Below are 26,255 nucleotides of genomic sequence, written 5' to 3'. Positions count from 1 at the left end.
GTCACCCGGCGCGAACATTAGGAGCCCTCTGCTTCACCGGCGGCCCCCGCCACCCGCTCAGCGCAATGCCGCTCACGATCGGTGAAGCGATACGCATTCGTTCCCGATGGTACCGCAGGATGGCGGTCGGCGATCGGAGCAATTCACGGCCGCCTGATCGTCCGATGCCCCTTTCACAGGGATGCGCGGAGTGGGTGTCGTCTGCTTTATTTGTGTGGTCGCCGATCCCGGCGAAATCGAGAAGGATTCCCCACCAAGGAGAACTCGTGTTGAAGCGTCTTGCCTCGGGTGTCGCGCTGGCCGCCATGACCGGCGCGATGGTGTTCGGCGGCGGCTCGGCCGCCCAGGCCACCACCGTTCCCGACGCGTCGTGCATCAACTCCGACCCGACCGGCCTGGTCAACGTGATCGTGTGCACGATCAACACCACCGTGCAGGTGCCGATCGACCTGCCCGACTCGGTGATCACCATCGGTGACGTCCTCAGCGGCAACACCATCAAGGTGCTCAACGGCGCCGAGCTGGACGCGGTCGAGGTCACCATCAAGGACGTCATCGACGACGTGAACGTCGAGGACAACCTGATCTTCAAGAGCGCGCTGGTGAACGCCCTGAACGACGCCGACATCATCGACGACATCGACGTCTCCAAGGTCCTGGTCGACCTGCTCTGAGTTCTCCTCACAAATTGTTGACGGCGAGGACATCGCCCTCGGACACCTGAGTCACAAACGAATGGCGTCCCCGGCTCCGCGTACCGCCCCGAACCACCGGGCGGTACGCGGAGCAATTCGCGTTGCCCGAAATTGTGACCGGGTGAGCTATCGGCGAAAAGGCCGCGCTACGCCTCGTCGCCGTGGACGTAGTCGTCGGGCAGTGGGACGCCCTGTCGCCATTGCAGGCACAGACCCTCGGCCAAGCGGTGTTCCTCGGACCTGGTCGACGGCAGCGGCAGGCGCAGGGCGGTCAGCAGCGCGAAGCGGCCCAGGTCGAACGCCACGGTGATCGACTCGCCGTAGGCGATGGCGGCCCGCACCGCGCCGGCGTAGGAGAGCGCGCCGACCCCGAGCGGAACCAGGGCGAGCAGGCACCACCAGCCGCTGCGGGCCAGCAGGCCGGCGGACGCGACGGCGGTGAGCAGGCCCGTCAGCGCGAGCCGGGCGGTGCCGTCGAGGCTGTCGCGCCGGGCGTCCACCACGGCCCGCACCTGGTCGGTGAGCACGGGGTACAGGCGGGGCCACGCGACGACCGCGTCCCAGCCGTAGTTCGCGCCCGCCCGCTGTTCGGCGGCGGCCAGCACGTTGCCCAGCGCCGTCGCGCGCACGTGCGCCACGGCGGGGTAGTGCCGTTCGAGCCGCGTGCCCGCGAGGCCGGCGGCGAGGACCTGCGCGGGCGTGGGTTCGACGTCGCCGGGCAGCTCGGCCCGGCGCGCGAGCCTGCCCCGCCGCCACCGCTGCACCGCCCGCAGCAGCCGGTCCAGCGGGGCGAGCCACCACGGCCAGTACCCCTCCAGGAGTCGCACCACCGTCAGCTGCAACGGCATCAGCGCCACGGCCAGCAACGTCAGCGCCACCGCGAGGACGACGGCCTCGCCCACGCCGAGCGCGGCGGCGGTCTCCCAGGCGTGCGACCACGTCAGCGGACCGGGCGCGCCCGCCCAGACCAGCAGGAGCAGGAACACCGCCGCCGCGAACGACGGCAGGTAGCTCACCACGACGAAGCGCGGCGAGAACCCCTCGGTCGCCGGCTTGGCCAGTCCGGCGAGCGTCACCGCTCCGCCTCCATCGGGCCGTGGCCGTTCGGGCACTCCGGCGCGCCGGACATGCCGACGTGCACGCGGTAGGCCGTGGTCTCGCAGGTCTCACAGGCGAAGCGCAGCACCACGTACCGCGTCGACTCGCCGGGCAGGGTCGCGCCGTCGCCGTCGCCCGGCCCGCGCAGGACCGTGCCGCCCAACCGGTGCAGGTGCGCCCGGGTCGTCACCCCGACCTCGTCGTCGTCGACGCGCAACACCAGCGCCGGCGCCTCGGCGTCCACGGCGAAGACGGTCACGGCGGCCGAGGCGGCATCGGCCGGTTCCGTGCCGGGCGGCAGGTCCAGCAACGGCGCGTCCGATCGGGTGGCGCCGGGGTCCACCAGGACCCGGTAGAGCCAGGGCTCGCCGGTCATGGGCCGGACGATACCGGGGGTGACGGGCGATCAGCGGGGAGTGACACCCATCGGGGGAGGCCGGTGGTGGCACGTCGTGGCGGCCCGGTGGCCGATCCGCGACGCCACCGCCGGCGAGCTCGGCCGCGGCCGTGACGGCGTCACCGCGTCCGGGAGACGTCGCACCGCGCGTGATCGGCTGGTACACCTGACGACGTGACCGAGGTCCGCAACACCGCCGCCGGGCAGTTCGACGGCGACGTCGTGCAGATCGGTCAGCTGACCACGACCCTGCCGGAGGCCCGCCCGACCGCGGTCGCCGGGTTGCCGCCGCTCGCGGTGTTCGTCGGCCGGGAGGCCGAGCTGTCCCGGCTGACCGCCGCGCTGGAACCGGAGTCCCCGGACCCGGTGCTGGTGTGGTCCGTCGGCGGGCTGCCCGGCGTGGGCAAGACGGCGCTGGCCGTCGCGGCGGCGCGGCGCGCGGTCGCGGCCGGCTGGTTCCCGGGCGGGGTGGTGATGGCCGACCTGCGCGGCTACGACCAGCGGGTCACGGCGTCGGCCGCGGTGGCCTCGCTGCTGGGCGCGCTGGGCGTGGCGAGCGAGCACATCCCGCCGGAGGAGGCGGACCGGGTGAGGCTGTGGCGCTCGCTGCTCACCCGGCGGGAGCGGATGCTGGTGGTGGCGGACAACGTCTCCGGCGCCGACCAGGTCGTGCCGCTGCTGCCCGGCGACCCGCGACACCGGGTGCTGATCACCAGCAGGCACCGGTTGGCGGGCCTCGACCTCACCCGCCTGGTCGACCTGGACGTCCTGGGCGTGCCGGACGCGGTGCGGATGCTGGTCGAGGTGCTGCGGATGAGCGACCCCGACGACACCCGCGCCCACGACCTCGCGGCCGGTGACCAGGTCGCCCGGCTGTGCGGCGGGCTGCCGTTGGCCGTGCGCGTGGCGGCGGCCCTGCTGGTCGCCGACCCCGAGCGGAGCATGGCCGACCTGGCCGAAGCGCTGGCCGACGGCCGCCGGCGGCTGCGCGAGCTGCACTACGACGACAACCTCGCCGTGCGCGCCGCGTTCGACCTGTCCTACCGGCTCCTCGACCCCGACCAGGCCAGGGTGCTGCGCCTCACCGCCCTCGACCCCGGGCCGGACGTCGCCCTCGACGCCGTCGCCGCGATCGCCGACACCGACCGCGCCACCGCGGCCCGGCTCGTCCGGGGGTTGCGGGCGGCGCACCTGGTGCAGCCCGGCGGGTCCGCCGGGCGGTGGCGGATGCACGACCTGATCAGGCTGTACGCGCGGGACGAGGCCGCCGGGGACCCGGAACGCGACGGGGCCGTCGTCCGGCTGCTCGACCACTACCTGGCCGCGGTCCGGGCCACCACCGACGAGCACGGCGAGGTGAGAGCGGGCAGCGCGGAGGTCCGGGCGGTCGACGCGGAACGCGCCAAGCTGGTCCCGCTGGTCGACCTGGCCCGCGCCACCGGCCACGCCTCGCACGTGATCGCGCTGTCGACCGACCTCATCGAGTACTTCTCCCTGTACAAGCTCTGGAGCGAGTGGATCACCACCCACGAGCTGGCGTTGGAGGTCGCCCGGCGGACCGGTGACCGGGCAGGCGAGGCGCGCCTGCTGCACGGGCTCGGCGTCGGGCACGGCCAGATGCTGCGCACGGACCTCTCGGCGCGCTACCTGCGGGAGGCCATGTCCCTGGCCCGGCGGCTGGGTGACCGGCAGTTGTTCGGCCGCTCGCTCAACCGGCTCGGCCAGCGCTTCCGCAACACGGGCCGGCTGGCGTGGGCGATGGCCTGCCACCGGTGGGCGGCCGCGCTCTTCGTGGAGGCAGGCGACCAGCACTCGTACTTCAAGGCCCTGCACGACATGGCGGTCGTCCACCGGCGGCGGCGCGACCTCGACCAGGCGGTCGCCCTGCACCTGGAGTGCCTGTCGCTGGCCCGCGAGCACCGGTGGCCGCTGATCGAAGGACGGGTGCTGGACCACCTCGGCATCGCCTACCGGGAGATGAACCGCACGGCCGAGGCGATCGAGTGCCACCAGCGCAACCTGCGGATCGTCGAGGAGATGGCCGACCGCCACGGCCACGCGCGGACCATGGCGAACCTCGCCGTCACCTACCGGGTGGCGGACCGGCCGGCCGAGGCGGTGGACTGCCACCTGGAGGCGTTGCGCACGTTCCGGGACTTCGGCGCGGTCCACGCGGTGGGCAGCGTGCTGAAGGAGCTGGGCATCACCTACCGCGTGCTCGGTCGCGACGACGAGGCGGCCCGGTGCTGGACCGAGGCGCTCGCCATCTTCGAGGCGCTGCCCGCGGCGAGCGCCGCGCCGGTCGCGGAGCGCACCCGCCAGCACCTGGCCGAGCTCACCGCCGGGGCGACGACTCCTCCGGCGGCCAGTCGTCGTCGGCCTGCTCCTGGACCTCCGCGCCCACCAGGGACCGCCTGAGCAACGGCCGCAGCGCTTCGGACAGCGCCTCGACGGGGATGGCGGCGAGGTCCCGCAGCGGCACGGCCGTCACGTCGGGGATCTTCACTTCGATGTCGTCGCGCGGATCGGACACGGCGGCCTCCCGGACTCGGCACCCATCATGGCAGGCGCCGCCGTGATCGGGCAGGCCGTCGGCGACGCCACCGATCCCCCCACCCGTCCGACACCCCGGACGGCGGGCGGGAGCAGGTCCGGCCTGTGGCGCGAGCGAGGCCGAGCTGGTCGAACCGCACCGGCTGTGGGCATCGGCGACGTCGGACGACGCGGGCGTGCCCGGCGAGCCGGTGGCGCGACAGCTGCCCGCTCCCCCGACCTGGTTCGCCGGGCGGGAGCGGGAGCCGGCGCACGTCGCGTGCTCCGAGCACGCCGATGGCGAGGCGTGCACGTCGAACAACCCGGGCCACATCGCCCACCGCACCGGCGACCACGCGCGGGCGGTCGAGCACCTCCGGGAGGCCATCGCCGTGCTGCGCGGCCTCGACGACCGGGCGAGGAAGCGAGCACCTCGGACCTGTCGGCGGCTGTGTTCCCCGTGCGGTCAGCGACCGAGCGCGCTCCGGGTGCCGTGCGCGATCTCCAGGTCTTCGCGCGCGGTGACGACGAAGGTCCGGGCTTTCGCGTCCGGCCCGGTGATGTCGGTGTCGCCGTCGACGTGCTCGTTGCGCTCCGGGTCCACCGTGACGCCGAGGAACCCCAACCGCTCGGCGGCACGGCGGCGCACGGTGGCCGACTTCTCGCCGACACCGCCGGTGAACGCGAGGACGTCCAGCCCGCCGAGCGCGGCGGTCATCGAGGCGATGCCGCCGACCAGCCGGTGCGTGTAGACGTCCAGCGCCAGCACGGCGTCCGGGTCGCCGTCGGCCGCCGCCGCGTCGATCTCGCGCAGGTCGCCGGTGCCGGCCAGTGCGGTGAGCCCCGACTCCCGCTCCAGCGTGGTCGCGACCTCGTGCGGCGTCATCTCCTCGTGCTCCTCCAGCCACAGCACCAGGCCGGGGTCGACCGTGCCGGACCTGGTCGCCATCACCAGGCCCTCCAACGGGGTGAAACCCATGGTGGTGTCGACGCTGCGGCCGTCGGCGATCGCCGCCAGGGACGCGCCCGCACCCAGGTGGCAGGTGACGACCCGGAGGCCGGGCGACGCGAGTTCGGCCACCCGGCGCGCGCAGTAGGCGTGGGACAGGCCGTGGAAGCCGTACCGGCGGATCGCGTACCGGTCCCGCCACTCCCGGGGCACGGCGTACGTGGCCGCCGCCGCGGGGATCGTGGTGTGGAACGCGGTGTCGAAGCACGCGACCGCGGGCACGTCCGGCAGCAGCCGGTGCACCGCGTCCAGGCCCGCCAGCGACTTCGGCTGGTGCAGCGGCGCCAGCGAGGTCAGGTCGACCAACGCCTGCCGCACCAGGTCGTCCAGCACGACGGGTTCGGTGAACCGGGTGCCGCCGTGCACCACGCGGTGCCCGACGGCGTCCGGCGCGGGCCAGTCCTCCAGCACCTCGCCGAGCCGCCGCGGGTCCGGCTCGACGTCGGCGCTGCGCTCCACCTCGTCGTCGGCCGCCAGCAGCCGCAGCTTCAGGCTGGACGAGCCCGCGTTGACCACCAGGACGCGCACGTCAGGCCCACGTCCACCCGGCGATCGCCGGGTCGTCCTCGCCGTGCTCGCGGGTGTGCTGGCGTGCGGCGAGCCGGGCGTCCGCCATCCGCCGGCGCAACGACGCCGCCGCACCTCCCAGCGACGGCACCCGGTCGATCACGTCCATGACCAGGTGGAACCGGTCGAGGTCGTTGAGCATCACCATGTCGAACGGCGTGGTCGTGGTGCCTTCCTCCTTGTACCCGCGCACGTGCAGGTTGACGTGGTTCGCGCGCCGGTAGGTGAGGCGGTGGATGAGCCACGGGTAGCCGTGGAACGCGAAGATCACCGGCTTGTCCTCGGTGAACAGCGCGTCGAAGTCGCGGTCGGGCAGGCCGTGCGGGTGCTCGGTGTCCGGTTGCAGGCGCATGAGGTCCACGACGTTGACCACGCGCACCTTCAGGTCGGGCAGGTGCTCGCGCAGCAGCTTGGCGGCGGCCAGGGTCTCCAGCGTCGGGATGTCGCCCGCGCACGCCAGCACCACGTCCGGCTCGCCCTCGGCGGTGCCCGCCCAGTCCCAGACGCCGAGCCCGCGCGTGCAGTGCGCGATCGCGTCCGGCATGTCCAGGTACGTCAGCGCCGGTTGCTTGCCCGCCACGATCACGTTCACGTAGTGCTTGCTGCGCAGGCAGTGGTCGGCCACCGACAGCAGCGTGTTGGTGTCCGGCGGCAGGTAGACGCGGACGATCTCGGCTTTCTTGTTCACCACGTGGTCGAGGAAACCGGGGTCCTGGTGGCTGAACCCGTTGTGGTCCTGCCGCCAGACGTGCGAGGACAGCAGGTAGTTCAACGACGCCAGCGGCGCGCGCCACGGGATCGCCCGCGTCGTCTTGAGCCACTTGGCGTGCTGGTTGAGCATCGAGTCGACGATGTGGATGAACGCCTCGTAGCTGGTGAACAGGCCGTGCCTGCCGGTGAGCAGGTAGCCCTCCAGCCAGCCCTGGCACAGGTGCTCCGACAGCACCTCCAGCACCCGGCCGTCCGGCGCGAGGTGCTCGTCGCCGGGCACGGTGTCCGCCTGCCACTTGCGGCCCGTCACCTCGAACAAGGCGGACAGCCGGTTGGACGCCACCTCGTCGGGGCCCATGACGAGGAAGTTGTCCGGGTTGCCGCGCACCACGTCCCGCAGGAACGCGCCGAGCACCTTGGTGGCCTCGCTGCTCTCGACGGCGGGCCGCGCCACGGTGACCGCGTGCTCGCGGAAGTCGGGCATCGTCAGCTCGCGCAGCACCCGGCCGCCGTTGGTGTGCGGGTTGGCGCTCATCCGCCGGTCGCCGGTGGGCGCGAGGGCGCGCAGCTCGGGCACGAGCCTGCCGTCGTCGTCGAACAGCTCCTCGGGCCGGTAGCCGCGCAACCACTCCTCCAGCTGCGCGCGGTGCCCGGCGTCGGTGCGGGTAGCGGCGAGCGGGACCTGGTGCGCGTGGAACGTGCCCTCGACCCGCTTGCCGTCCACTTCGCGCGGGCCGGTCCAGCCCTTCGGCGTGCGCAGGACGATCACCGGCCACGGCGGGCGCCGGGTCGACCCCTTCATCTCGGCGATCTCGTCCAGTGCCCGGTCCAGTGTGGCCGCGAGCTGCTCGTGCACCGCCTTGGGCTCGTCGCCGACGACGAAGTGCGGCGTGTGGCCGTAGCCGCGCAGCAGGGAGGCCAGCTCGTCGTCCGGGATGCGCGCCAGCACCGTGGGATTGGCGATCTTGTAGCCGTTGAGGTGCAGCACGGGCAGCACCACGCCGTCCCGGGTGGGGTCGAGGAACTTGTTCGAGTGCCAGCTGGCGGCCAGGGGCCCGGTCTCCGCCTCACCGTCACCGACCACGCACAGCGCCAGCAGGTCGGGGTTGTCGAACACCGCGCCGTAGGCGTGCAGCAGGGCGTACCCGAGCTCGCCGCCTTCGTGGATCGAGCCGGGGGTCTCCGGCGCGACGTGGCTGGGGATGCCGCCGGGGAAGGAGAACTGGCGGAACAACGCGCGCAGGCCGGCCAGGTCCTCCCCGATGCCCGGGTAGACCTCGCTGTAGGTGCCTTCCAGGTAGGCGTTCGCGACCAGGCCGGGCCCGCCGTGGCCGGGACCGGTGACGTACAGGGCGTTCAGGTCGCGCTGCCGGATGGCGCGGTTCATGTGCGCGTAGAGCAGGTTCAGGCCGGGTGTCGTGCCCCAGTGCCCCAGCAGGCGGGGCTTGACGTGCCCGGGGAGGAGCGGTTCGCGCAGCAGCGGGTTGTCGAGCAGGTAGATCTGCCCGACGGAGAGGTAGTTGGCCGCACGCCAGTAGGCGTCCAGCAGGTCGAGGTCGTCCGCGGTCCGCTCGGTCGACGGCATGGTCCCGACGCTAGCTCCGATCACGGGGGCCCGAAACTCGAACGGCCCCGACCGGGGCCGGCGCCCGGACGGTCGCCGCCGACGGCCCGGCGGTGGCCCGCGACGACGCCGACGCGACGAGCGGCAGGTCCGGCGCGTGCACGGACGGGTGCGGGCGGCTGCGGGACGGGTGGCGGCGGGTGAGGATGGGGGTGGTCGGGGTGGGGAGGGCGGGATGGCCGGGGGCGCCGGCGTGCGGCAGGCGGGGTTGACCTCGGCGGAGGTCGCGGAGCGGGTGGCGGACGGGCGGACCAACGCCGTCCGCTCCCGCACCAGCCGCAGCGCCGGGCAGATCGCCCGCGCGAACGTCGTCACCCCGTTCAACGGGCTGCTGACCGCGTTGTTCCTGGTCATCCTGGCCACCGGGCGGTGGCAGAACGGCCTGTTCGGGCTGGTCGTGGTGGCCAACACGGCGATCGGCGTGATCCAGGAGCTGCGGGCCAAGCGCACCCTCGACCGCCTCGCCGTGCTCAACGCGCCACACGCCCAGGTGACGCGCGACGGTGTGACGTCCGAGGTCGAGGTCGGCGACGTGGTGGCCGACGACCTGGTCGACATGCGCACCGGTGACCAGGTCGTGGCGGACGGCGCGGTCACCGACGCCGACGGCCTGGAGGTGGACGAGTCGCTGCTCACCGGCGAGTCCGACCCGGTGCACAAGGCCGTCGGCGACGACGTGCGGTCCGGGTCGGTCGTCGTGGCCGGGTCGGGCCGGTTCCGGGCCACGGCGGTCGGCGCCGACGCCTACGCGACCCGGCTCACCGCCGACGCGCGGAGGTTCACCTCGGTCCGGTCGGAACTGGTCGCGGGCACCAACAAGCTGCTGCGGTGGATCTCCCTGATGATGCTGGTGGTCGGCCCGCTGCTGCTGTGGAGCCAGCTGCGCAGCCCGGACACCGACGACTGGCAGGAGGCGATGACCGGCGCGGTCGCGGCGCTGGTCGGCATGGTCCCCGAAGGCCTGGTGCTGCTCACCAGCCTGGCGTTCATGGTCGCGGCCGTGACCCTGGCCCGGAAGCAGACGCTGGTGCAGGAACTGCCCGCGGTGGAGGTGCTGGCCCGGGTCGACGTCGTCTGCCTGGACAAGACGGGCACCCTCACGCACGGCGACATCGTCTTCGACCAGCTGGTGGCGGACGGCCCGGAGGACGACGCGCGGCAGGCGCTGGCGCTGCTGGCGACGGCCCCCGACGCGAACGCGACCTCCGCCGCGTTGGCCGGCACGTTCACCTCCACCACCTGGCGGCGCACGGGCGGCGTGCCGTTCTCGTCGACCCGGAAGTGGTCCTCCGTGGACGCGGAGGGGCACGGCACGTGGGTGCTCGGCGCACCGGAGATGGTGTTCCCCGAAGGTGATCCGCTGGCCGAACGCGCCGCCGACTTCGCCGCGCGGGGCAAGCGCGTGCTGCTGCTCGCCTCCGCCCGGTCCCCCGCGCGGGAGACGTCGCTGCCCGCCGACCTGCACGCCCGCGCGCTGGTCGTGCTCGCCGAGCGCATCCGCGACGACGCCGCCGACGCGGTGCGGTTCTTCGCCGAGCAGGGCGTCACGCTGCGGGTGATCTCCGGCGACAACCCGCGCACGGTCGGCGCGGTCGCGGTGTCCGTCGGCGTGCCCGGCATCGCGGACGCGGGCGAGGCGGTGGACGCGCGCAAGTTGCCCGACGACCCGGACGCGCTCGCCGACGTGCTGGAGAGGTCCGCCGTGTTCGGGAGGGTCACGCCGCAGCAGAAGCGGGCCGTGGTGGGCGCGTTGCAGCGGCGCGGGCACGTGGTCGCGATGACCGGTGACGGCGTCAACGACGCGATGGCGTTGAAGGACGCCGACATCGGCGTGGCGATGGGCAACGGGGCCGCCGCGACCAGGGCGGTGGCGCAGCTGGTGCTGCTGGACAGCCGGTTCGCGCACCTGCCGGACGTCGTCGCGGAGGGCCGGCGGGTGATCGCCAACATCGAGCGCGCGGCGAACCTGTTCCTGGTGAAGAACGTGTACTCGCTGGTGTTGGCGCTGGTCGTGCTGGTCAGCGGGATCGCCTACCCGTTGGCCCCCATCCAGCTCACCATGATCTCGACGTTGACCATCGGCGTCCCGGGTTTCGTGCTCGCCCTCGGCCCGAACCGGCGGCGTTACGTGCCGGGGTTCCTGGGGCGCGTGCTGCGGCTGGCCGTGCCGACCGGCGTGGTGATCGGGCTGGCCGCGTTCGGCGGCGACCTGGCGATCCGCTCACTCGACCAGGACGGCGGCCGGGTGGCCGGGCAGACGGTGGCGACGGTGGTGGTGCTGGTGGCGTCGCTGTGGACGTTGTCGCTGCTCGCGCGGCCGTTGACGGGGTGGAAGGTGGCGCTGCTGGCCGGTCTGGCGGCGGTGGCGGCGGTGATCCTGACCGTGCCGGTGCTGGCGACGGACGTGTTCCTGCTGGAGGTGACGCCACAGCGGCTGCTGATGGGCCTGGCGGTGGGCGCGGTGGCGGCGGCGACGGTGGAACTCGTCGGCCGCTTCGTGCTGCGGCCGACGCGTGAGCCTTGACCGATCAGGCGCCTCAGGCGCCTCAGGCGCCTCAGGCGCCTCAGGCGCCCACCGTGCCGTCGATGCCTTCGCGGAGGAAGTCGGCGTGGCCGTTGTGCCGGGCGTACTCGTGGATCAGGTGGAGCATGACCAGGCGCAGCGACACCTCCTCGCCCCAGCGCTCGTGGTAGCCCGTGACGTCGAGCGACTCGGCTTCGCGCTCGATGCGGCGGGAGTGCCCGACCTCCGCCTGCCACGCCTCGAACGCCTCGGACCTGGTCGCGGTGGACGCGTCGTAGGCGACCTGGAAGTCGCCGTCGGCCGACCAGACCAGCGGGACGTCCTCCTGGTCGATCACGCGCCGGAACCAGGTCCGCTCGACCTCGGCCATGTGCCGGACCAGGCCGAGCAGGGTGAGCGTGGACGGCGGCATGGAGCGGCGGCGCAGGTCCTCGGTGGACAGGCCGTCGCACTTCATCGCCAGGGTGGCGCGGTGGTAGTCGAGGAACGCGCGCAGCGTTTCGCGTTCGTCGGCGCGCAGGGGTGGACCGATGCGTTCGGTGGTCATGGGTCCATCGTCCAAGCAGGGCTAGGGTCGGGCGCCATGGACCCGCTGGTGCCCCGGTACGGGGCCGGATCGCTCGCCGACGTCGTGCCGTCGCTGCTCGCCGGGCTCGGTGTGCCGGGGATGGTGGACGTGCTCGGCCTCGCCGGCCCGTCGCGGGTGTGCGTGCTGCTCGTGGACGGTCTCGGGTGGCGGTTGTTGCGGGAGCACGAGGAGGACGCGCCGTTCCTGGCGTCGTTGGCGGGTCCGCCGATCACGGCCGGGTTCCCGTCGACCACGGCGACCAGCCTGGCCGCGTTGGGCACCGGCGTGCCGACCGGTGAGCACGGGCTGGTCGGGTACTCGTTCGCCGAGGGCGGCGAGATGGTGAACGCGTTGCGGTGGTCGCGGCACGGGGCGGCCGCGCACGTCGACCTGCGGGACGTGCTCGTGCCGGAGGAGGTGCAGCCGAGGCGGACGGTGTTCGAGGCGGCGACCGACGCCGGGGTGGCGGTGCGGCTCGTGCTGCCGCGCGACCAGAAGGGCAGCGGACTGACGCGGGCCGTGCTGCGGGGTGGGCGGATCCAGGGCGTGCTCGGGTTCGGCGACCTCGTGGCGCGGGTGGCGGAGGCGATGCGGTCCGCCGACCGGGTGCTCTGCTACGCCTACCACGCCGACCTGGACGCGCTCGGGCACGTGTACGGGCCGGGCAGCGAGGCGTGGCGGTGGCAGTTGCGGTTCGTCGACCGGTTGGCGGCGGCGGTGGCGGACGGGTTGCCGGCGGGCGGGTCGCTGGTCGTGACGGCCGACCACGGGATGGTGGTGGCCGACGACCGGGTCGACTTCGACACCGACGACGTGCTGCGGGAGGGTGTTCGGGCGCTCGGCGGCGAGGCGCGGGTGCGGCACGTCTACACGTCGGAGGCGGAGCCCGTGCGGGACCGGTGGGAGTCGCGGTTGGGTGGGCGGGCGTGGATCGCGTCACGCGCGGAGGCCGTGGCGGCGGGCTGGTTCGGGCCCAGGGTGGACGACCACGTGCTGCCGCGGATCGGCGACCTGGTGGTGGCGGCCAAGGGGTCGCTGGCGGTGGTGCGCTCGACGGCGGAGCCGGGACTCGGTACCTTCGTCGGTCACCACGGCTCACTGACGGAGGAAGAACAGCACATCCCGGTCCTGCACACGATCGGGTGATCATGGCCGAAAAGGGTCCGGAAACACTGTTCCCGTACGTCGGTTGATCAGACCGAGCGCCGACCACCCCGAACCCTCCCCACCACCGCCGCCCGGACACGGCTCGGCATAGCATCACGTGTCGGCCGCCGCCGAGCCGCCGACACGACCGCGGCCGGGACGGGAGGCGACGAGTGGAGCACGGGTCGCCGGTGGTGGACACGTCGGTCGCCGGGGTCGTGGAAGCCAGGTGGGGCGTCCGCCCGGAGCCCGCCATCGCCCGGTACGCCGAGCCGGGCTGGCAGCTGTCCCCGCTGCCCGTCGACCGCCGGTGCCCGAAGTGCGAAGGTGAGCTGCACGGCCTGTACCGCGCCCACCCGGATCGCGGCCGGCAGCAGCTGCAAGCCGCCGTCGCGTGCCCCGCGTGCCCCGCGTCGTTCACGCTGCGGGAGTTGAAGCTCGCGCAGCGCTCGGTGCTCGGCGACCTGCGCCCGGACGCCGTGTCCCGCCGCCTCGCGGAGGACGCCCAGCTGGAAGCCCTGGCACGCAGCTCGCGCGCCGTCCGCCCACCGGCCGTCGACCGGCCCCGGAACGCGCCGCCCGAACCCCGGGAACCGTCGCGGAAACCGGCGACGCGACCCGATCAGGCGACCGCGCCGGGTGAGGGGAACGACGAGTTCGGCACCGGGCCGGACCTGCCGTGGGAGACGGATTCGGGGCGACCGGCGGCCGGGTCGGGGCGGGCTGGGTCGGGACAGGCGAGGTCGGGGTCAGGGTCGGGGCGGGCTGGGTCGCGGCGGCACGGGGCGGGCGCTGAAGCGCCGGAGGCGGGTGCGCGGGGGTCCGAGTCGCAGGAATCGGAGTCGCGGGGGTCTGGGACGCCGGAGACGGGTGCGCGGCGGGCGGGATCGGGTGCGGGGGTGCGGGAGGTTCGCTCGCGGCGGGTGGGGGCGGGGTCTGAGGGGGCGGGGTCTGAGGGGGCGGGGTCTGAGGGGGCGGGGTCTGAGGGGGCGGGGCAGGCAGGAGTTGGGGGTGGGGCGCGGGAGGTGGAGGCGCGGCGGTCCGGAGCGGCGGGTTCCGGGCGGCGGCGGGTGGGGGTGCAGGGTGACGGTGGGGGTGGGCGCGGGGGTGACGGGCCGGCGGTTGAGGGTGCGGAGCAGGACGCGGCGGGTGGCGGTGCGGCCGAGGGTGGTGGTGCGGCCGAGGGCGGCGGGATCGAGGGTGGCGGGATCGAGGGTGGCGGGATCGAGGGTGGCGGGGGCGCGGCGGATGGTGGGGTGGCGGGGCGGGTCCGGGTCGGGCGGCGGGTGTCCACCGTGGCGATGGCGGCTCGGATCCGGTCCATCCTCAGTGGTTCCGAGGTGGCGCCGGCGGTGCGGTCGGCGGCGGTGCCCGTGCTGCCGCCGGCGTTGGCGGCGTTGGAGTCGCGGCCCGTGTGGTGGCGCAAGGTGGTCGACCCCGACTTCGACGTGCCCGCGGTACCGACCGACGTGGACGCTCGGGTCCTTTTGCCTGATTCGTCCGAATTCCAGCCGTTGAAGGCACGGCTCGGAGCAGCCGGCGTGCCGTTCAGGGCCGTCCGCCACTGGCTGGAGCAGGAAGAGGTGTCCGCGACCGCCGCCACCGCCTGGCTGTCCGACGTGGGCGGCGTGGTGCCGGAGCGGTGCGAGGCGGTGGCGGGCGAGGGCGCCCGAGCCGCCCGGTTGGCCTTCGAGATGGTGTGGGACCTGCACGAACCGACCCCCGCCGCCGTGCCCGACCCGGTCCCGGTCGCCCGGCACGTCCCCGCCGACTGGGCGAGGTTCCTGCCGTTCCCGGTGCTCAACCCCGCCCAGGCCCAAGCCGCGCCGCACCTGGTGGACGGCGACTCCCACCTGCTGATCACCGCGCCGACGGGCGCCGGCAAGACCGCGATGGGGATGCTGGCCGTGCTGAAGGCGATCCTGCACGAGGGCCGCAAGGCCGCCTGGCTCGTGCCCCAGCGCTCGCTCACCGACGAGCTGGACCGCGAGCTCGAGGCGTGGCGCGACGAGGGCCTCCGCGTCGAACGCCTCTCCGGCGAGTACGCGGTCGACGTCGAGGCGGTCAAGGCGGCGGACCTCTGGGTCGCCACGACCGAGAAGTTCGAGGCGATCTGCCGCGCGTCGTCCCTGCAAGCGGCTCTCGGCGAGGTCGGCTGCCTCGTCGTGGACGAGATCCACCTGCTGGGCAGCCCGAACCGCGGCGCGTTGCTGGAGGCGCTGCTGGCGCGGGTCCGCGGCATCGACTCGCCGGTCCGCATCGTCGGGCTCTCGGCGACGGTGTCCAACGCCGCCGAGGTCGCCGAGTGGCTGGAAGCGGACCTCGTGGCCACGACCTGGCGGCCGTCCAGGGTGACCTGGCAGCTGCCGACGATCCCGGCCGCCTCCGGCTTCACGGCGAACAACCGGCTGCGCGAACAGGTGGTGCTCGACCTGACCCGGCGGCACACCGCGGAGGGCGGCAGCGTGCTGGTGTTCTGCGGTTCCAAGCGCAACGTCCGCTCGACCGCGATGGCGGTCGCCGCCGACCGGGGCGCGCCCGTGCACGCCGTCGCCGCCGATGACGTGGACGGCCTGACCAAGGTGTGCGCGGAGGTCGGTGTCCGCCTGCACTACGCCGACTACGAGCACAAGCACGCCGCCGAGCGGGCGTTCCGCGCCCGTGAGGCGGACGTCCTGGTCGCCACGTCCACCGTCGCGGCCGGGGTGAACCTGCCCGCGCGGGCGGTGGTCGTGCGTGACGTGTCGATCGGCGGTGAACCGATCGACACGTCCACGGTGCTGCAGATGTTCGGCCGGGCCGGGCGGATCGGCGCGGGCGAGACGGAGGGCTGGTCGTACCTCGTCGTCGACGAGACGCAGCGCGCCGACTGGCAGACGAGGCTGGTGGCGGGCTACTCGGTGTACTCGCGGATCCGCGACTCGCTGCCCGACCACGTGCTGGCCGAGGTGCTCCAGGGCCGGATCGGCACGATGGACGACGCGCAGGCGTGGTGGGTGGAGACGCTGGCGCACGCGCAGGGTGACGACGACCTGGAACCCGTGCAGGAGGCCGTGGCGTTCCTGGTGGACGAGGGTCACCTGACGATGGCCGGTGACCGGCTCGACATCACCGAGCTGGGCCGGCTCACCGCGCGGATGATGGTGTCGACCCAGACCGGCCACCGGTTGCGCCGCACGCTCGGCCTGCTGCCGGTGCCGCACGACGCGGACGAGGCGGAGAACGCGCTCAGCCTGGTGCTGTCGGTCGCGGTCCGCGACCTGGCGGGCATCCCGGTGCCGGAGCCGGTGCGGCCGGCCGTGGCGACGGTGATCAAGGCGGGTGGCAAGACGTCGCAGATCACCAACACCACGTCGGTGAAGGGGTTGGGTTCGCAGACGACGACCGCGCCGGGTGACCTGGCGTGGGCGGCGCTGCTGCTGGCGGCGCGGTCGCCGCACCTGTTCGACTCGCCGAGGCGGCGCGTGGCGGGCGGCATCCCGCTGGCCACGCTGCACCCGGTGTACGAGCAGGCGCCGAGGTTCCTGGCGTGGCTGGCCGCGCAGGGGGTGCTGGGCACCGTGCACCCGTGGATCGCGGTGGTGGCCGCCGATCTCGACCACCGGGTCCGCTGGCGGGGCCTCGCGCCGGGCCGCGGGGCGGGCAGGCTGCTGTGGATGTGCGAGGAGATGGCCACCCGCGCCCACCTGCGGGACGTGGTGCCGGGTTTGTGGCGCTCGGCGGTCGCCCGGGGTCTGCGCGCGCCGGACTGGCCGCCGGGGCGTTCGCCGGCGGGGTGCGTGCTCGACCACGCCGGCTACACCGCGCTGCTGCGCGAGCGCGCCACCAACCACGCCCTCGTCGCGCACGCCGACCACGCCACCGTCACGGGTGGCGCGGGCGTGGTCGCGGTCGCCTGGCGTGGCCGGGTCTGGACCGCGCCCGCGACGACCGCGTCGGTCGCGTATCCGCCGGCGGAGGACGACGACCCGACCGAGACGGGGGTGGCCGTGTTCACCCGGCGCGGCGACTACCGCGCCACGGGCTGGCTCGCCGCGTACACCGGTCTCCACGTCGAGGACAGCCCGCCGCCTCCGGCGCGTGCCCGCCGGGGGCTCGGCCGGTGACTACCCCCGGTTCAGCTCCTCCGCCAGCACCGGTGCGAGGCTGCGGCTGAACGCGGCGTTGAGGTGGTCGGCGTCGTAGTACACGGCGAGGCCGCCGACGACGCCGTGGCACTGGCGCTCGTCGCACAGGTAGTCGGTGAAGTCGATCAGGGACACGTCGGTGTTGCCGCTGGTGCGGGCGACTTCCGCCAGCGGGTCCGGGGGTTGCGCGGTGGCGCGGTCCACCGCGCACACCGCGGGGGTGCGGGGGTTGAGCGCCACGCACTGGGGGTCGCGCACGTCGCCGTTCAGCGGCGGGTCGCCCAGCACGACCACGCGTGCGCCCGCGTCGGTCCAGCGCCGCCACCGCGGTTCGAGCCCGTCGCGGTACTGCTCGGTCTGCGTGCGGCCGCTGCCGTCGTCCACGAACTCCCGGCGCGCGTGGAAGGAGGTCAGCACCAGCGACGGCGAGTCGGCCGCGATCACGTCGGTCACCCGCGCGGACCAGTCGGCGCAGTCGCGCCTGCCTTCTTCGGTGGCGGCGCCGCCGTAGCCGACGAAGTCGACGTCGGCCGGCGGGCACCCGCCCAGGTAGGCGTGCTTGAGCACCCAGCCGTGCTCGCGCGCCAGGTCCGTCACGGGTGGCTGCCACTGCTGGGCGTGCGAGTCGCCGACGAGCCAGACCACCCGCGCGGACGTCGCTCCCCTGCTGTAGTCGCACTTCGAGACGTCGACGAGGCCTTTCACGACGACGCAGCCGGGTGAGGGCTTGAAGTAGGCGTCGGCGGGTCCCAGGTGCACGACCTCGGCCGGTCCCAACGGGTCCGGGCACCTGTTGGCCGGGATCATCGCCTGCCCGCCGACGCACGACCCGGTGCGGAACTCCTGGGCCTTCCGCTCGGCTCGCGCCGCGTCCCGCGCGTAGGCCGCGCCCAGCCCGGCCGCGGCGGCGGACACGACGAGCAGGCCGACGGCCATCGCGGCGAACGTCGGCGCGGTCCCGAGGCGTGCGGCGACGCCCCGGTCCTCCACCAGCACCTTGGAGCAGTGGGCGAGCACGAGTGCCGTCGCGAGCACGGCGAGCAGCAGCGGCGTGGTCATCCGGCCCGCGTCCACCGCGTCGGCGAACACGAACGGCGCGACCACGACCAGCGGCCAGTGCCACAGGTACAGCGAGTAGCTGATGCCGCCCAGGAACTGCACCGGTGACGACGCCGTGACCGCCGTGTGCCACTGCCGTCCCGGGCGTTGGCCGGCCGCGATGACGAGGGCCGTGCCGATCGTCGGCGCCAGCGCGAGGTACCCGGGGAACGGGGTGGCGTGGTCGTAGAGGAACGCCGACCCGAGGATCAGCGCGAAGCCGACCGCCGACGCGATCCCGCCGAGCCGCTTCGACACGTGGACGCCGGTCAGGGCGACGAGGGCGCCCAGCGCGAACTCCCAGACGCGACCCTGCGTGACGAAGTACGCCTGGTTCGGCTCGACCTGCGTGTAGTGGACGCTGAACGCCAACGACGCCACGCCGACCGCCGCGATGCCGACGACCTGCGCCCGGCGCCGCCGGATCTTGAACAGCGCCACCAGGAGCACCGGCCAGACCAGGTAGAACTGCTCTTCCACCGACAGCGACCAGTAGTGCCGCACCGGGCCGGCCGTCGCGTTGACCGCCGAGTAGTCGACCGATTTCGCCGCGAGCAGCCAGTTCTCCCAGTACAGGGCGCCGGCGAACGCCTCGGTCGCGGTCGCTTCCCACCGGGGGTACGGCAGCAGGAAGTAGGCGGCGGCGACGCTGACGCCGAGCACCAGCAACGCGGCGGGCAGCAGCCGGCGGACGCGGCGGGCGTAGAAGCGGCCGAGGCGGACGCGGCCGGTGGCGGTGATCTCGCGGTCGAGGTGGGAGCTGATCAGGAAGCCGGAGATGACGAAGAAGACGTCGACGCCGACGTAACCGCCGGTGAGGGCGGTCGGCCAGAGGTGGTTGAGCACCACCGCGAGCACCGCGACGGCGCGCAGGGACTGGATGTCGGTGCGGAACGCGGACGGTCTTCGCGCCTCGGCGGGCGCGTGCTCCTCGATGGCGGTGACCACGCTGCGCCTGCCTTCGTCGGAACGCCACGCTGTCGGCTACTGGCGCGGCACAGTACCCGACCGTGCCGCGTCCGAGGCCCGTCACCACCGCCTGCCCGATGGTCGTGGTCGCCTCGGCGTCCGCCGCCGTCGAGCACACCGGCGGCCGAGGCCCCGCGACGGTGGTGGACGCGGTCCGGGCCGCGGTCATCTGCGCGTCGTCGCCGAAGATCAGTTCCCGTACGCTGGTCGCGTGCCGACACCAGGACGGCGGGTCACGCTGCGCGACATCGCCGACGCGGCGGGCGTGAGCATCATGACCGTGTCGAACGTCGTCAACGACAACCGGGCGCGGGTCTCACCGGAGACGATCGACCGGGTCCGGCGCATCGCCGCCGAGCTGGGGTACGTGCCGAGCGCGTCGGCGCGCAGCCTGGCCGCGCGGTCGTCCCGGCTGATCGGGCTGCTGGTGCCCGCGGCGGGCGAGGACAGCCTGATGATCAGCCCGCACAACGTGGCGATGGTCGGCCAGATCGAGCGCGAGCTGCGCAAGGGCGGCTACCACCTGCTGCTGCGCGGCATCACGGACCTCGGCGAGGTGACCGAGGCGCTGCGGTCGTGGAGCCTGGACGGCGCGATCCTGCTCGGCTTCCTGGACGAGGAGGTCGACCGGCTCACCGCCGACGTGGTGGGCGCGGTCCGGGTGCTGGCGATCGACAGCTACTCGGCGAACCCGCTCACCGCGGGCGCGCGGTCGGACGACTTCACCGGCGCCCGGCTCGCCGCGCGCCACCTGCTCGACCTGGGTCACCGCAGCGTCGTGTTCGCCGGGCCGTCGTTCTCGTCGGTGGGCGTGGTGCACCAGCGGTTCGAGGGCTTCCGGCAGGCGTTCGCCGACGTCGGCGTGGAGTGGGACGACCGGCTGGTGGCCACCGTCGACGCGACCACGCACGCCGAGGGGCTCGCGCTGGGGCGGCGGCTGCTGGTGGACCACCCGGAGACGACCGCGGTGTTCGCCACGGCCGACATCCTGGCGATCGGCGTGGTCGAGGGGCTGCTGTCCGACGGCGCTTCCGTGCCCGACGACGTGTCGGTGGTGGGGTTCGACAACCTCGACCTGTGCGAGTACGTGACACCCAAGCTGACCACGGTCGCGCAGGACATCGCGGGGAAGGCGATCACGGCGGTGCGGATGCTGCTGGACTCGGTGGAGACCGGCACGCTCGCGACGGCTGCGGTGACCATGGGGGTCCGCCTGGTGCGGCGCGAGTCGACCGCCCCCGTCGGCCGCTGACCCCGGGTCGAGCACGCCGCCGACCCGCTCCGGCGCGGCCCGAGCGCACCGCGGGGGTCGGCCGAGCCGACGGGACCGGCGCACCCGGCGCCGATCAGCCCGCGCGCCGGCGTCGGCCGTAGTCGCCCGGTGTGGTGCCGTGCCAGCGGCGGAAGGCGTGGATGAAGGCCGCCGTCTCCCCGTAGCCCAGACGGGCCGCGATCCGCTCCACCGGCAGGTCGTTCGTGGTCAGCAGCTCCTCCGCCCGCGCCTCGTCCAGCAGCTCCTGGTAGCTAGCCTGCCGCGGCTCTCGCCGCGGCTGGGCGCGTTGTGCCGCACCAACTCCGAGGCGGTGCTGGGCGTGCTGGTGCGCGACGGCGGGGCGGACCACTCGCCGGGGTCGCCATCACGTCGTCGTTCCACCCGGACGTGCACACGCACGTCGAACCCGTGCGGTACGGGCGGGGCAGCAGCCTGATGGGCCTGCTGATGACCGCGCTGGTCGACGGCGGGCCGCGGCGGCTGCGGCGAGGCGTGCGCGACCTGGCGCGCGGGTGGCGTGACCTCGGGTGGCTGCACGACCCGCGCCGGTGGTCGGAGCAGACCATCGCGCTGCTGGTGATGCAGAGCCTGAACAACTCGCTGACCACCGTGGAACACCGCGGCGGGTCGCGGCACGGGTCGGCGGCGTCGCGCGCGGTGCGTGGCCGGACCTGGCGGACGTGCCGCTGACCGGCCACCTGATCGGCGGGTGCGTGATCGGCGACTCGCCCCGGGGTGGTCGACCCGTGCCACCGGGTGCACGGCTACCCGGGCCCGCACGTGGTCGACGGTTCCGCGATCCCGGCGAACCTCGGCGTGAACCCGGCGTTGACCATCACCGCGCTCGCCGAGCGGGCGATGTCGTCGTGGCCCGACAATGGTGAACCGGACCCGCGGCCGGAGCCGGGCGCGGCGCACGTCCGGCTGCCGGCGGTCGCGCCGCGGCACCCGGTCGTGCCGCGGGCCGCTCCCGGCGCGTCGCGCCTGACCGTGAGGGGTGATCGATGAGCTATCCGCCGGAACCGTGGGTGCTGCACGGCCGCGCGTGCGTGTCGGTGTGGCTGGTCCGGGCGGCGGCGCTGCCACCGCTGCCGGTGCGGCCGGTGACGGTGCTCGGGCGGGCCGCGGTCGGCACGGCGTTCGTGGACTACCGGCCGCCCGGCATGGCGTACCACGAGGTGCTGGCCGCCGTGCTGGTGCGGCGGGGGTGGCGGTTCGGGGTGTCGATCACGCGCATCTGGGTGGACAGCCCGTCGTCCCGGGCGGGCGGCCGGGAGCTGTGGGGCATCCCGAAGGACCTGGCCGAGTTCGAGTGGGGCGGCGACCTCGCCGCGTCCGCCCGCGACGGGCACGGCCCCATCGCCTCGGTGCGGGCGCGGGCGCCCCGGTTCGACGTGCCGGCGCCGGCGGCGACGTCGACGTGGCAGGCGTTCGGCGACGGCGTGGCCCGCACACCCCTGCGCGCCACCGGCCGCGTGGCCCCGGTCCGGGCCCGCTGGCGCGTCGACCCGGCGGGCCCGCTGGCCTGGCTGCTCCCCCACCGGCCCCTGGTCAGCGTCGCCGTCCGCCGGATGCGGATGACGTTCGGCCCGCGCCACCGCTGACACGCCAGGACCCCGGCGCCGTCACGGCCGCTCCCGGCCTGGCCGGCGCGCTCCGACCGACCCGACCCGACCCCGCCCCGACCGGCGCAGACCGGTCGGGGCACGGACTCCCCACCATCGGGCGGGCCCTGCTCACCCGCGCCGCCGGCATCACGCCGGTCGGCTCGGCACGTCGGTGGTCGCCGCTAGGCCGAACGCAGGAACGAGCCCAACCCGTCGAGCAGCCGGTCCACCTCGGCCTCGGTCGAGTACGGCGCCAGCCCGACCCGCAGCCCGCCGGTGTCGCCGAGCCCCAGCCGGCGGGACGCCTCGATCGCGTAGAACGAGCCCGCCGGCGCGTTCACGCCCAACCCGGCCAGGTGCCGGTACGCGTCCGCCGCCGCGTGGTCGGCGAACGTCGCCAGCACCGTCGGCGTGCGCAGCCGGGCCCGCGACCACACCGTCACCCCGGGCAGCTCCGCCAGCCCCGCCTCGACCCTCTCCCGCAACCGGTCCTCGTGCTCGCCCACCGCCGCCAACGACGCCACGACGCGGTCCCGCCGGGTGCCGCCGGACGGGACCAGGTCGGCGATGAAGTCCACCGCGGCCGTGCAGCCCGCCAGCACCTCGTACGGCAACGTGCCCAGCTCGAACCGCTCCGGCACGGCGTCCGACGACGGCAGCAGCTTGTCCGGCCGCAGGTCCGCCAGCACCTCCGGCCGCCCCGCCACCACTCCGCAGTGCGGGCCGAAGAACTTGTACGGCGAGCACGCGAAGAAGTCCGCCCCCAACGCCGCCACGTCCACCGCGTCGTGCGCGGTGAGGTGCACGCCGTCCACGTAGAACAGCGCGCCGCGCTGGTGCGCCGCGGTGGCGATCCGCGCCAGCGGGGGCCGCGTGCCGATCAGGTTCGACGCCGCCGTGACGGCCACCAGCCGCGTCCGCTCCGACAGCGCCCCGGCGACGTCGTCCAGCTCACCGGTCGCCGGGTCGAACCCGACCCACCGCACCACCGCGCCCACCGCCTCGGCGGCCTGCACCCACGGCCGCACGTTCGCGTCGTGGTCGAGCCTGGTCACCACCACCTCGTCGCCGGGCCGCCAGGTGCGGGCCAGGGTGCGGGCGAAGTCGTAGGTCAGCTGCGTCATGCTGCGCCCGAACACGACGCCCTCCGGCGGCGCGCCGAGCAGGTCTGCCACCGCGCGCCGGGCGTCCAGCACGATCGTGTCGGCCGCGCGCTCGGCGTCGGTCACCGCGCCCCGGTTGGCCAGGGACGAGGTCATCGCGTCCCGCATGGCGTCCGCGACGGCGGCGGGCACCTGCGAGCCGCCCGGGCCGTCGAAGTGGGCGGTGCCGGTGGCGAGGGAGGGGAAGCGGGCGCGGACGGAGTCGACGTCGTAAGTCATGCCCCCACTCTGACCGCCGATCCACATCGGACTCCAGTAATCCGGGTCACGTTCCGGTCTTGACAGTGGTCCAACCATCGCACAACCCTATGGAAGCGCTCTCACGGACCCCGTCCGCGTCGGCGTCGACCGCCTGGCCGCCCTGAAACCGGCCCGGAGGTCGGGACCACCCCCTGCACCGAGGAGTCACCATGCGCACCCCGACGAGGTGGTTGAGCGCGTTCGCCGCGCTCGTCACATCGGCGTCACTGGCCGCCGCCACACCGGCCGCGGCCGTCGGACCGGACCTGCTGCCGCTCACGATCACCAACCACAGCGGCCGGTCCGAAGCCGTCCACCTGTACGTCCTCGGCACCGACATCCGCCCCGGCGGCCGGCTCGGGCACGTCGACCGGTCCGGCACGTTCACCCCGTGGCCGGCCGGCGCCAACCCGCCCTCGCCCGCGCCGGACGTGTCGATCGCGGGCCCGGCGAACGGCGGCAGCGTCACCGTGCGCGTGCCGCGGTTCATCTCCGGCCGCGTCTACCTGTCGTTCGGCGAGAAGCTGAAGTTCTTCCTGACCCCGGACGGCCTGGTGCAGCCCGCGCCGTGGTCGCCGAGCGACCCGAACCGGGACATCCTGTTCGACTGGAGCGAGTTCACCTACAACGACGCGGGCCTGTGGCTCAACAGCTCCCAGGTGGACATGTTCGCCGTGCCGCACGCGGTGAGCGTGACCGGTGCGAGCGGCGTGACGAAGAAGACCGGCGAACTCGTCGCGAACGGCCGGGACAACGTCATCGACGGCCTGCGCGGCCAAGCGGGCTGGGCCGGTTCGGTCCGCACCCGCGCCGACGGCACCGTGGTGCGCGTGCTCGCGCCGGGCAAGGCCGCCGACGCGGGCCTGTTCGCCCGCGACTACCTCGACCCCTACATCACGCAGGCGTGGAACGCCTACACCGCCAAGACGTTGACCGTGGTCCCGTTCGGCGACCGGCCGGACATCCGCTACTCCGGCCGCACCTCGGGCGCCACCATGACCTTCACCGACCCGTCGGGTCGTCAGGTGGCGTCGTTCGCCAAACCGTCCACTTCGGACGTGTGGGGTTGCGACGGCGCGCTGCACGCGCCCAACGACCAGGTCGTGGGCCCGATCGCGCGGACCCTGTGCGCCGCGCTGCACCGCTCCACGCTCGGCACGGTCGACACCCAGCCCGGCGGCGGTCCCGCCGACTTCTACCGGGGTGCGATCACCAACCACTACTCGCGGCTCGTGCACCGGAACATGGTGGACGGCAAGGCCTACGGCTTCGCGTTCGACGACGTGCAGGCGCAGGAGTCGTTGGTGCACGACGGCGACCCGCGTTCGGCGGGCATCACCCTGACCCCGTTCACCGGCGGCGGCGCCACTCCCCCGCCGGTGTCCGCGGGCGGCATCGTCAGCGCGTGGCACGGCAAGTGCGTCGACGTGCCGAACCGGGACTTCACCGACGGCCGGCGCCTGGTCGTGTGGGACTGCACCGGCGGCACCAACCAGCAGTGGGAGGCGACCGGCGGCACGTTGCGCATGCAGAACGACATGTGCATGGACGTGGCCTGGGGTTCGACCGCGAACGGCGCCGCCGTCCAGGTCGCGAGGTGCAGCGGCAACCCCGCCCAGCAGTTCGTCCTGACCGCCGCGGGAGACCTCGTCAACCCGCAGGCGGGCAAGTGCCTGGACATCGCCGACTGGAACCCGGCCAACGGGGCGGTCCTGCAGCTGTGGGAGTGCGGCGGCACGGCGAACCAGAAGTGGCGCCGCGGCTAGGACCGCGCCACCGGCTGGACGCGGCGCGGCGCGGACACCGCGGTCGCGCCGCGTCCACCCCCGCGCCGCCAGAGGTCAGAGGAAGTCCCGGAACCACGTTCCCGCCAGGTGGGCGACCTGGTCCAGCGCGCCCGGCTCGACGAACAGGTGCGTCGCGCCCTCGACCACCTCGAGCCGCCACAGCACCGCCAACTCCTCGGCCGCCGCGCGGTTCAGCTCCAGCACTTCCTCGTCGTCGCCGCCGACCACCAGCAACGTCGGCGCGCGCACCCGCGACAGCGCGCGTCCCGCCAGGTCCGGCCGGCCACCCCGGGACACCACGGCCCGCACCAGGTACGTCCCGGCCGCCGCCACCAGCGCCGCCGCCGCGCCCGTGCTCGCGCCGAACAGGCCGATCGGCAACCCCCGCGTCGCCGGCGCCCTCGACGTCCACTCCACCGACGCCGCCACCCGCTCCGCCAGCAGCCCGATGTCGAACCGCAGCCGCCCGGTGACCCGGTCCTCCCGCTCCTCGCGCTCGGTCAGCAGGTCGAGCAGCAGGGTCGCGTAGCCGTCCCGCCGCAACGACTCCGCCACGGCCTGGTTGCGCCCGCTGTGCCGCGAGCTGCCCGATCCGTGCGCGAACACCACCACACCGGCCGGATCGGACGGAACGCCGAGGTCAGCGGCCAGGTCGACGCCCCAGGCGTCGACCGACACCGCCATCGTGCCGGTCCTCGTCATGACCTCCGGGTTCACCGGCTCGCGCACGCGCAAACGGAACAGTGTCCGACCGGCGTACCCGGGTAACCCGTCGGTGTGCCCCCTGACCGGCACGGGAGGAGCCCGACCATGGCCGACGACCGAGTGCGAGCCCACGGAGGACCGATGTCCGAGCAGCAGGAGGCAATGGAACCGCGATGGGGCGAGGGGGCGGGTCGCGAACCGCTGCACGACCCGGAAACCGCGGGCCCGCAGTACACCGCGCCCGACGACGACGGCGACTTCGTCGACGAGGAGCCGACGTCCATCGCGGCCGAGGCCGGGTCCGACTACCTCCGCGGCCCCGAGGACGCGGCCATGCACATCGTGGACGAGGACGGCCGCCCGACCGAATGACCGATGCCACCGAACGACCACGCAGAACACCCGATCAGGTGGA

The 26,255-nt window shown here is 74.1% G+C and carries 19 protein-coding genes and 1 pseudogene; 10 read left to right on the top strand and 10 right to left on the bottom strand.

What is annotated here, in order from left to right:
* Positions 1-266: 266 nt before the first annotated feature.
* Positions 267-674: a hypothetical protein gene (locus tag IOD16_RS10755; protein WP_201439913.1), complete on the top strand. Its 408-nt coding sequence runs from the start codon at positions 267-269 to the stop codon at positions 672-674.
* 167 nt (positions 675-841) lie between these two features.
* Here the strand turns inward: IOD16_RS10755 and IOD16_RS10750 are convergent, their stop codons facing one another.
* Positions 842-1,771 carry a hypothetical protein gene (locus IOD16_RS10750; RefSeq protein WP_201439912.1) on the bottom strand — a complete coding sequence of 310 codons (930 nt, stop codon included), beginning with the start codon at positions 1,769-1,771 and terminating at the stop codon, positions 842-844.
* Positions 1,768-2,169 carry a hypothetical protein gene (locus IOD16_RS10745; protein WP_201439911.1) on the bottom strand — a complete coding sequence of 134 codons (402 nt, stop codon included), beginning with the start codon at positions 2,167-2,169 and terminating at the stop codon, positions 1,768-1,770. Before IOD16_RS10745 ends, IOD16_RS10750 begins: the two co-directional genes overlap by 4 nt.
* 195 nt (positions 2,170-2,364) lie before the next feature.
* On the opposite strand from IOD16_RS10745, the gene IOD16_RS10740 reads away from it, so the two are divergent.
* Positions 2,365-4,608: an ATP-binding protein gene (locus tag IOD16_RS10740; protein ID WP_201439910.1), complete on the top strand. Its 2,244-nt coding sequence runs from the start codon at positions 2,365-2,367 to the stop codon at positions 4,606-4,608.
* On the opposite strand, the gene IOD16_RS10735 is transcribed toward IOD16_RS10740, so the two are convergent.
* The 3 genes from IOD16_RS10735 to IOD16_RS10725 all read right to left on the bottom strand — a co-directional run bounded on the left by IOD16_RS10735 (position 4,526) and on the right by IOD16_RS10725 (position 8,594).
* On the bottom strand, positions 4,526-4,723 hold the full coding sequence (locus IOD16_RS10735; protein WP_123742428.1) for a hypothetical protein: 198 nt from the start codon (positions 4,721-4,723) through the stop codon (positions 4,526-4,528). The genes IOD16_RS10740 and IOD16_RS10735 overlap by 83 nt on opposite strands.
* A 465-nt stretch (positions 4,724-5,188) precedes the next feature.
* Complete coding sequence (locus tag IOD16_RS10730) at positions 5,189-6,259, bottom strand: acetate/propionate family kinase (RefSeq protein ID WP_201439909.1); 1,071 nt, start codon at positions 6,257-6,259, stop codon at positions 5,189-5,191.
* 1 nt (position 6,260) lies between these two features.
* The gene (locus IOD16_RS10725) at positions 6,261-8,594 is read right to left on the bottom strand and encodes a phosphoketolase family protein (RefSeq protein ID WP_201439908.1); all 2,334 of its coding nucleotides are present in this window, start codon (positions 8,592-8,594) and stop codon (positions 6,261-6,263) included.
* 214 nt (positions 8,595-8,808) lie between these two features.
* Here IOD16_RS10725 and IOD16_RS10720 point away from each other — a divergent pair, with 214 nt between their 5' ends.
* A complete protein-coding gene (locus IOD16_RS10720; protein WP_201439907.1) occupies positions 8,809-11,157 on the top strand; it encodes an HAD-IC family P-type ATPase in 2,349 nt (782 codons plus the stop codon).
* Positions 11,158-11,197: 40 nt separating this feature from the next.
* Here IOD16_RS10720 and IOD16_RS10715 read toward each other — a convergent pair whose 3' ends face one another.
* Entirely contained in the window at positions 11,198-11,704 is a 507-nt protein-coding gene (locus IOD16_RS10715; protein WP_201439906.1) for a DinB family protein, read from the bottom strand.
* 36 nt (positions 11,705-11,740) lie between these two features.
* On the opposite strand from IOD16_RS10715, the gene IOD16_RS10710 reads away from it, so the two are divergent.
* Together IOD16_RS10710 and IOD16_RS10705 are read left to right on the top strand one after the other, a co-directional pair.
* Positions 11,741-12,871: an alkaline phosphatase family protein gene (locus IOD16_RS10710; RefSeq protein WP_201439905.1), complete on the top strand. Its 1,131-nt coding sequence runs from the start codon at positions 11,741-11,743 to the stop codon at positions 12,869-12,871.
* Between the two features lie 1,340 nt (positions 12,872-14,211).
* Positions 14,212-16,977, top strand: coding sequence for a DEAD/DEAH box helicase (locus IOD16_RS10705; protein ID WP_236594884.1), 2,766 nt, complete (start codon positions 14,212-14,214; stop codon positions 16,975-16,977).
* Here the strand turns inward: IOD16_RS10705 and IOD16_RS10700 are convergent, their stop codons facing one another.
* Positions 16,978-19,044, bottom strand: a complete 2,067-nt coding sequence (locus tag IOD16_RS10700) for an acyltransferase family protein (protein WP_201439904.1) — start codon at positions 19,042-19,044, stop codon at positions 16,978-16,980.
* Positions 19,045-19,276: 232 nt separating this feature from the next.
* On the opposite strand from IOD16_RS10700, the gene IOD16_RS10695 reads away from it, so the two are divergent.
* Positions 19,277-20,317: a LacI family DNA-binding transcriptional regulator gene (locus IOD16_RS10695; protein ID WP_201439903.1), complete on the top strand. Its 1,041-nt coding sequence runs from the start codon at positions 19,277-19,279 to the stop codon at positions 20,315-20,317.
* Between the two features lie 94 nt (positions 20,318-20,411).
* Here IOD16_RS10695 and IOD16_RS41415 read toward each other — a convergent pair whose 3' ends face one another.
* The gene (locus IOD16_RS41415; RefSeq protein WP_442978117.1) at positions 20,412-20,534 is read right to left on the bottom strand and encodes a helix-turn-helix domain-containing protein; all 123 of its coding nucleotides are present in this window, start codon (positions 20,532-20,534) and stop codon (positions 20,412-20,414) included.
* A gap of 57 nt (positions 20,535-20,591) precedes the next feature.
* On the opposite strand from IOD16_RS41415, the pseudogene IOD16_RS41410 reads away from it, so the two are divergent.
* Together IOD16_RS41410 and IOD16_RS10685 are read left to right on the top strand one after the other, a co-directional pair.
* Positions 20,592-21,346: pseudogene (locus IOD16_RS41410) on the top strand (GMC oxidoreductase); the annotation flags it as partial.
* On the top strand, positions 21,343-21,942 hold the full coding sequence (locus IOD16_RS10685) for an acetoacetate decarboxylase family protein (protein WP_201439902.1): 600 nt from the start codon (positions 21,343-21,345) through the stop codon (positions 21,940-21,942). The pseudogene IOD16_RS41410 and the gene IOD16_RS10685, both read left to right, overlap by 4 nt.
* A gap of 185 nt (positions 21,943-22,127) precedes the next feature.
* On the opposite strand, the gene IOD16_RS10680 is transcribed toward IOD16_RS10685, so the two are convergent.
* Positions 22,128-23,327, bottom strand: a complete 1,200-nt coding sequence (locus IOD16_RS10680; RefSeq protein WP_201439901.1) for a cysteine desulfurase-like protein — start codon at positions 23,325-23,327, stop codon at positions 22,128-22,130.
* Positions 23,328-23,518: 191 nt separating this feature from the next.
* On the opposite strand from IOD16_RS10680, the gene IOD16_RS10675 reads away from it, so the two are divergent.
* Positions 23,519-25,114 (top strand): glycoside hydrolase family 64 protein, encoded by a 1,596-nt coding sequence (locus IOD16_RS10675; RefSeq protein WP_201439900.1) that lies wholly within the window; start codon positions 23,519-23,521, stop codon positions 25,112-25,114.
* 75 nt (positions 25,115-25,189) lie between these two features.
* Here IOD16_RS10675 and IOD16_RS10670 read toward each other — a convergent pair whose 3' ends face one another.
* Entirely contained in the window at positions 25,190-25,837 is a 648-nt protein-coding gene (locus IOD16_RS10670) for a dienelactone hydrolase family protein (RefSeq protein WP_442978116.1), read from the bottom strand.
* 144 nt (positions 25,838-25,981) lie between these two features.
* On the opposite strand from IOD16_RS10670, the gene IOD16_RS10665 reads away from it, so the two are divergent.
* Positions 25,982-26,212: a hypothetical protein gene (locus tag IOD16_RS10665; protein ID WP_201439899.1), complete on the top strand. Its 231-nt coding sequence runs from the start codon at positions 25,982-25,984 to the stop codon at positions 26,210-26,212.
* The last annotated feature ends 43 nt before the right edge of the window (positions 26,213-26,255 follow it).

This window comes from Saccharothrix sp. 6-C (genome assembly GCF_016695385.1).
Classification (GTDB): Bacteria; Actinomycetota; Actinomycetes; order Mycobacteriales; family Pseudonocardiaceae; genus Actinosynnema; species Actinosynnema texasense.
This window is presented reverse-complemented; position numbering and strand designations above follow the sequence as displayed.

What these genes read in the sequence shown, in the direction of transcription:
- IOD16_RS10715 (WP_201439906.1), bottom strand. Translation starts at nt 11,704, where the DNA reads ATGACCACCGAACGCATCGGTCCACCCCTGCGCGCCGACGAACGCGAA.
- IOD16_RS10745 (WP_201439911.1), bottom strand. Translation starts at nt 2,169, where the DNA reads ATGACCGGCGAGCCCTGGCTCTACCGGGTCCTGGTGGACCCCGGCGCC.
- IOD16_RS10670 (WP_442978116.1), bottom strand. Translation starts at nt 25,837, where the DNA reads ATGACGAGGACCGGCACGATGGCGGTGTCGGTCGACGCCTGGGGCGTC.
- IOD16_RS10720 (WP_201439907.1), top strand. Translation starts at nt 8,809, where the DNA reads ATGGCCGGGGGCGCCGGCGTGCGGCAGGCGGGGTTGACCTCGGCGGAG.
- IOD16_RS10685 (WP_201439902.1), top strand. Translation starts at nt 21,343, where the DNA reads ATGAGCTATCCGCCGGAACCGTGGGTGCTGCACGGCCGCGCGTGCGTG.
- IOD16_RS10665 (WP_201439899.1), top strand. Translation starts at nt 25,982, where the DNA reads ATGTCCGAGCAGCAGGAGGCAATGGAACCGCGATGGGGCGAGGGGGCG.
- IOD16_RS10710 (WP_201439905.1), top strand. Translation starts at nt 11,741, where the DNA reads ATGGACCCGCTGGTGCCCCGGTACGGGGCCGGATCGCTCGCCGACGTC.
- IOD16_RS10675 (WP_201439900.1), top strand. Translation starts at nt 23,519, where the DNA reads ATGCGCACCCCGACGAGGTGGTTGAGCGCGTTCGCCGCGCTCGTCACA.
- IOD16_RS10725 (WP_201439908.1), bottom strand. Translation starts at nt 8,594, where the DNA reads ATGCCGTCGACCGAGCGGACCGCGGACGACCTCGACCTGCTGGACGCC.
- IOD16_RS10680 (WP_201439901.1), bottom strand. Translation starts at nt 23,327, where the DNA reads ATGACTTACGACGTCGACTCCGTCCGCGCCCGCTTCCCCTCCCTCGCC.